General features: G+C 55.5%; 5 protein-coding genes and 1 pseudogene. 4 read left to right on the top strand and 2 right to left on the bottom strand.

Annotated elements, in window-relative coordinates; all coding sequences use genetic code 11:
- A pseudogene (locus tag ACXJKO_RS30315) lies at positions 1-307 on the top strand (UDP-glucose 4-epimerase GalE); the annotation flags it as partial.
- A gap of 254 nt (positions 308-561) precedes the next feature.
- Here the strand turns inward: ACXJKO_RS30315 and ACXJKO_RS30320 are convergent.
- Positions 562-1,647, bottom strand: a complete 1,086-nt coding sequence (locus ACXJKO_RS30320; RefSeq protein WP_457094731.1) for a hypothetical protein — start codon at positions 1,645-1,647, stop codon at positions 562-564.
- 377 nt (positions 1,648-2,024) lie between these two features.
- Between ACXJKO_RS30320 and ACXJKO_RS30325 the strand changes: the two genes are divergently transcribed.
- Positions 2,025-3,148, top strand: a protein-coding gene (locus ACXJKO_RS30325) for an IS3 family transposase (protein WP_457094732.1) whose coding sequence is annotated in 2 segments (ribosomal slippage) — positions 2,025-2,280 and positions 2,280-3,148 — 1,125 coding nt in all. Because the reading frame shifts where the segments join, the coding sequence is not laid out codon by codon here.
- Between the two features lie 216 nt (positions 3,149-3,364).
- On the opposite strand, the gene ACXJKO_RS30330 is transcribed toward ACXJKO_RS30325, so the two are convergent.
- Entirely contained in the window at positions 3,365-3,823 is a 459-nt protein-coding gene (locus ACXJKO_RS30330) for a hypothetical protein (protein ID WP_457094733.1), read from the bottom strand.
- 184 nt (positions 3,824-4,007) lie between these two features.
- Here ACXJKO_RS30330 and ACXJKO_RS30335 point away from each other — a divergent pair, with 184 nt between their 5' ends.
- Positions 4,008-4,832 carry an IS5 family transposase gene (locus tag ACXJKO_RS30335; protein ID WP_457094734.1) on the top strand — a complete coding sequence of 275 codons (825 nt, stop codon included), beginning with the start codon at positions 4,008-4,010 and terminating at the stop codon, positions 4,830-4,832.
- Between the two features lie 344 nt (positions 4,833-5,176).
- The coding region (locus ACXJKO_RS30340) for a glycosyltransferase family 2 protein (RefSeq protein ID WP_457094735.1) at positions 5,177-5,605 on the top strand (429 nt) is incomplete at its 3' end.

Genomic DNA, 5,605 nt, shown 5'->3' on the forward strand with positions numbered 1-5,605 from the left:
TCTCGTGGCCCTGCGTTACTTAAGCGCGGGAGGGGCCTGTACGGTCATGAATTGCGGCTACGGCCACGGGGCCTCGGTTCTGGAGGTCGTGGACACCGTCAAGAAGGTTTCGGGCATCGATTTCGAGGTGCGCCTGAGCCCCCGCCGCGCCGGCGATCCGGCCCAGCTGGTGGGAGCAGTCGATCGAATCAGGGCGCTCGGCTGGGAGCCGCTCCATGACAATCTGGAGGAAATCGTCGATCAGGCCCTGCGCTGGGAACAGGTTCTGGCGAGTCGCACAGCCTCATCCCGAAACTCTTTCGTATAGCGTGTGTGGGGCATGGAGATCCTCCTGCTTCATGAGAGGCTCTTCAGTTTTTCGAAGCTAGTCCAGGGCGCAAGCGGCACATTGCGGTGGACACGGATGGGCGCCTTCTGGGTGTCCGAAAACTTTGATGCCTTCATGGCTCTCCGTTCCTCCCCAGCAACAGGACTTTACCGCGGAAAACTCCAATTCTGAACGATCCAGTTTTCGGTGATCAGATCACTGGATCCGCAGTTATGTGTTCGTGGCCTAACTTGCTAGCGGCTCGTTCGGCTCCAATCCACCAAAGCTTCGACCGCTTTCGACACACGACCACAGCGTACTAAGCCCCTCGATTTCGACTGGTCCCAATCGTAATACATAGCTCCAGCTACGGCCGACGATCCCTGGTTTGTTATGACCTCAGCGGCGATGTTAATCTGAAGGCGGCGCAGCGCGTCCTCAACATCGCAGCTTTCGTTAGGGACAGATGCTCCAAATTCCGTAATCCAGCAAGGATGGCCGCCGGTAATCGCTGTTCCGCAGCCTTTTAGCTTTTCTTTCAACTCTCGGCCTAGGTCCTTGTGCGGGGCAAACGGCGAATAGACGTGCCAGGCTATTCCGTCAGAATATTTCCCTATTCCCAGTTCAAGAAGTCTCTTTAGCACATCTGTTCCCGCTACATGAGTTCCACCTCTGTTCGCTAACCAACTCGCTGATATGTCCGTCAGACCTGCAGTGATAATGGGAACTCTTTGCATGTTGGGCCTGCTATCTCGGAGGCGCTGAGTAATGGCGATCAGCTGCGCATAAACGCGAATGCCTTTCTCAAAGGTCGAGCGAGCAGGATCCGGCATGTCTTCGATCCGGGACCATGAGAGACCAGGTCGTACGATTGGCAGATCCCCATTAAAATCAGCCCAGTTTATTTCATTCCCAACTTGCAGGGCGACCACTCGTATTGGGCGCCGCTGGATTTCATCTAGCGCGCGAGCGACATAGTTCTCGTATTTCTTGAGACTAATATCGGACAATCGAACTCGGGAGCCAAAGGTGAGGGCGCTTGGTCTCATTGTAGACCCATCAGTGGCGATTATCCTGCCGAGGGGAAACTGAATAAGTACGGCGACCCCAGAATTAGCAGCCTGATCAAGAACGTCCAACATTCGAGCATTAGGCTCGCGCCACGTCAGGCGCACAGATCGAATCCCTGCTTCAGCGATAGCACTCAGTATCTCGCTTCGTGCTTTTTTAGGTTCCCATGCAAGATTAGTTCTATTCACACCAACAATGATTTGGGCCTTTGACGGCTGGACCCAAAGCGAGCAATGTGCTCCTAGGAGGCTGAGGAGAGCAATCATCATCCGTACTATGGATCTAGCCCAAAGTATACGTAGCTCACACAAAGTAAGCTTTTTCCAATTGAGCAAGGTTTTGACGCTCACGATTTGGGAGCCCATCTCTTCATTTTAAATCTGATACTAACTTGTTCTTGGTCGCGCCGCTAGTTAATCCGGCAGTATGGCGACCGCCAGTCGTAGGCCTCATCGATTATCCTCAGCCACATTCCTGCCGGGCCCGGGCCAGACAGACAACGGGCGTTGAGCAGCCTACTGACCTGGAGTGAGCTGTTCCCGACGGCCGGAACGAGGTTAGTCGTCGAGTGGTCCCCTCCCAGGAAGTTGGACCAGTGAACGTGAGRGTTTTCGGTTAGACTCCTGATGCGACGGAGAGCTGACCGATGAAGAAGACCCGCTTCACAGACCAGCAGATCGCCTTTGCCCTGCAGCAGGCCGAAGCCGGYACGCCYGTGCCGGAGGTCTGCCGCAAGATGGGCGTRTCTGAACCCACCTTYTACCGATGGAAGCAGAAGTACRGCGGCCTCATGCCGTCCGAGGTCARGAAGCTGCGCCACCTCGAGGAGGAGAACGYCCGYCTYAAGARGCTCGTGGCSGATCTGACCYTSGACAARGAGATGCTCTCGGAGGTCATCCACTGAGGACTATGACGCCTGYTCGGAGCCGGGAGATGGTYGACTTCGTGCGCACTGTCTTTCGGGTGTCGATCCGYCGGGCCTGCCGGGCTGTACYGGCSCCGCGCTCGACGTATCACTACCGCTCCCGCCGCCCYGAGCAGGCTGCTCTGCGCAAACGCATCCGCGAGRTSGCTGARGCSCGCGTGCGTTACGGCTACCGCCGGATCTGGATYGTGCTCMGGCGCGAAGGCTGGCCRATCAATGYCAAGCGCGTCTACCGGCTCTACACGCTCGAGGGACTGACCATGCGCCACAAGCCACCCCGCCGCCGGGTTGCGGCCAAGATCCGCGAGGACCGCTCCCCGGCCACYGGTCCCAATCAGATCTGGGCGATGGATTGGATGTACGACCAGCTCTTCGAYGGGCGGCGCATCTGGGTGCTGACGATGCTCGAYACCTGGAGCCGGATCTGTCCCGTGTTGCGGGTGTGCCGGATTGCCACCGCGTGGGAGGTCATCTCAGCCCTGGACGAGGCGGTGCAGCAGTTTGGAAAGCCAAAGATCATCCGGGTGGATCAGGGCTGCCAGTTCACCTCACGGGAGCTGGACCTGTGGGCGTATTCTCATGGGGTGACGCTAGACTTCAGCCGGCCCGGCAAGCCGACCGACAACGCTTATATCGAGTCCTTCAATGCACGAGTCCGTGCGGAATGCCTGAACCAGAACTGGTTCATGGATCTGGACGACGCACGCCGAAAGGTGGAGGATTGGCGCGTTGAGTACAACGAAGTGAGACCGCATAGCGCAATCGGTGATAGGCCACCGATTGCCTTGATTCATCAGGCCTTAGGCGTGCCTGAGGCTGTTCCAGGACCGGAAATTCTCACATGATCCGGTCCAACTCCGGGGATGCAGCCACCAGGCCCGGAAAGTTGCATAGGCCGTGGATCACATACGGGGGCAGGTCCAATGACGGGAAAATTCCCACTTTGGCCGGTCCAGGTTCCAGGGATCAGGTCACCGATCCGATCAAAAACTCACCGCCTAGAAAGTAATCACAGAAAACCCGCCGACGCGAAGACGGCAGCACCAATCCCGCAGCTCGTATTACGATTTACTTGCCGCCATATAAATGTGAGGGAATTCTCTAAAAATTTCGTCCCAGGTTTCAACATGGCCGTCCGATGCGTTCTGGATAGGAGCGAGGCGTTCAACATACCGATTCCACATAAAAGCATCATCCCAATCAGGCTCACTAAACGCTTTTGCCTGAACTACCACGAGATCGAAATGGCTCTTGGCATGGTAATCTTTCAAAATGTCTCGAACTACGCGAGCATTCGAGCGAACATCGTTTTCGTCTGCTGTGACATAGAAATAAGCTGTCCGTCCAATTTTTGCACCATCTACAAACGAGTCGATGAAGTGATCAAATTTTGAACGGAGTTGATCGAGTTTCTGATCAAATAACAGATCTTCCTTGAAAAGCGTGCGGTCGAAGTTGTGATGAAGTTTGAAATTGTGTGATGAATCGTTAATTAAACCACCGTTCCCATGAAGCGACAAGTTCTCCGAATGCAGAATACCTGCAAACTGTCCCTCTAAAAGCGAGATCAGAGAAGAAAAACTTGTTACATTCCATTGAAAAAAGCCAGAGGTTTTCCGCTGMAAGTATCTATTTATTTAGAGCCTGTTTTGGAAATCGGGCTGAGGGGTTTCTGTTAGGCGTTTGTTGTGATTCAAGCTCTGGATGTGGACACCAGAGCAGCGGGGCCGGAGGGCCAGGATCGCCCAGAAGACGAAGCGCTATCCGTCCGATGTGACGGACGAGGAATGGGAGCGGATCGCGCCGCTCATGCCCCAACCGGGTCGCCGGGGCCGGCCGCGCGAGGTCGAGTTCCGGGAGGTGATCAACGCGTTGCGCTATCTCGTGCGCTCGGGCTGCAGCTGGCGGATGCTGCCGATCCATTTCGGGCACTGGCGCACGGTCTACGGCTGGTTCCGCGAGTTGGCTCGCCGCTTCCTGTTCCAGACCATCCATGACGTCGAGTTGATGCTGGATCGTGAGCAGTCCGGACGCGAGGCGAGCCCGACGGCGGCCGTGATCGACAGCCAATCGGTCGAGGCTCCCCATGCCGCAACAAGAGGTTACGATGCCGGCAAGAAGATTGTCGGGCGCAAGCGCCACATCGCAGTCGACACCGACGGGCGCCTCCTGATGGTCAAACTGACGCCGGCCGACATCTCCGACAGCGCCGGGGCGCAAGCCATACTCGATGCCATCCGTAAACGCTGGCCGTGGGTCAAGCACCTGTTCGCCGACGGCGCCTATGACAGGCTCAAGCTGACGGACAAGGCCGCCTATCTCGACTTCGTCCTCGCGATCATCCGCCGCCGTGACGAGGCCCAGGGCTTCGAGATCCTGCCACGCCGCTGGGTCGTGGAGCGGACGTTCGGCTGGATGGTCCGCTGGCGGCGCCTCGTGCGCGACTATGAGCGCCGCATCGACGTCTCACACGCCATGATCCTCATCGCAATGGGCGGAAATCTCATCCGAAGAAACGCTCACCACTGATTTCTCAAACAGGCTCTAAACTGAAGCAAATCCACTTCCGTCATGCTCCTCGTCCGCCGCCTGGGTCGGGACTGATGATTTTCAAGGCGGGCTTTGACATTTTGATTAACGATAGCCGACAAACCACTYGCACGAAGTCCAAAACTTCGCGATGAAGGCTGAAATCTTCGCTTAACCTCCACCTTAATGGACACCTGCCAATGAAATCCCTCCAAACTACCTGAGCAAGCTGAGAAGTAGAAACAAGTTTGCCCTCCTTCCAAATGATATCTGTTCGACTTAAAATTGGTAGTTCCTTTTGCTGAGTAGCCCCAGAAAACATTAGGAATCCCAGGGAAGTAGAAATGGATTTGCACACTACTCATATGACGGACCGCACGACGATTCCACCGGAACACTCTGACATCAAGGTCGCCGTCGTTGTTCCTGTCTTTAAACACCCGGGATTGCTGGCTGAAACGCTTACATCGGCAATATCGCAGGAAACTAACTTTCGCTTCTGCCTAATTTTGGTCAACGACGGTTGTCCATTCGAGGAAACGCACAACATATGTGAAGCATTTTCTGCGCAGTATCCCAGTCAGATCTACTACATACGTAAAAGCAATGGGGGTCTAAGCTCCGCGCGTAATGCCGGAATCAATTTTGCACTTAATGCGTTCCCTGGCTTGGATGCGGTCTACCTGCTTGATGCTGATAACATAATAAAGCGGAAGCTGTTGCAAAAATCACTCGACGCGTTGATGGCTGCACCTGCCGAAGTTGGCTGGATC

This window comes from Microvirga sp. P5_D2, from assembly GCF_054049475.1.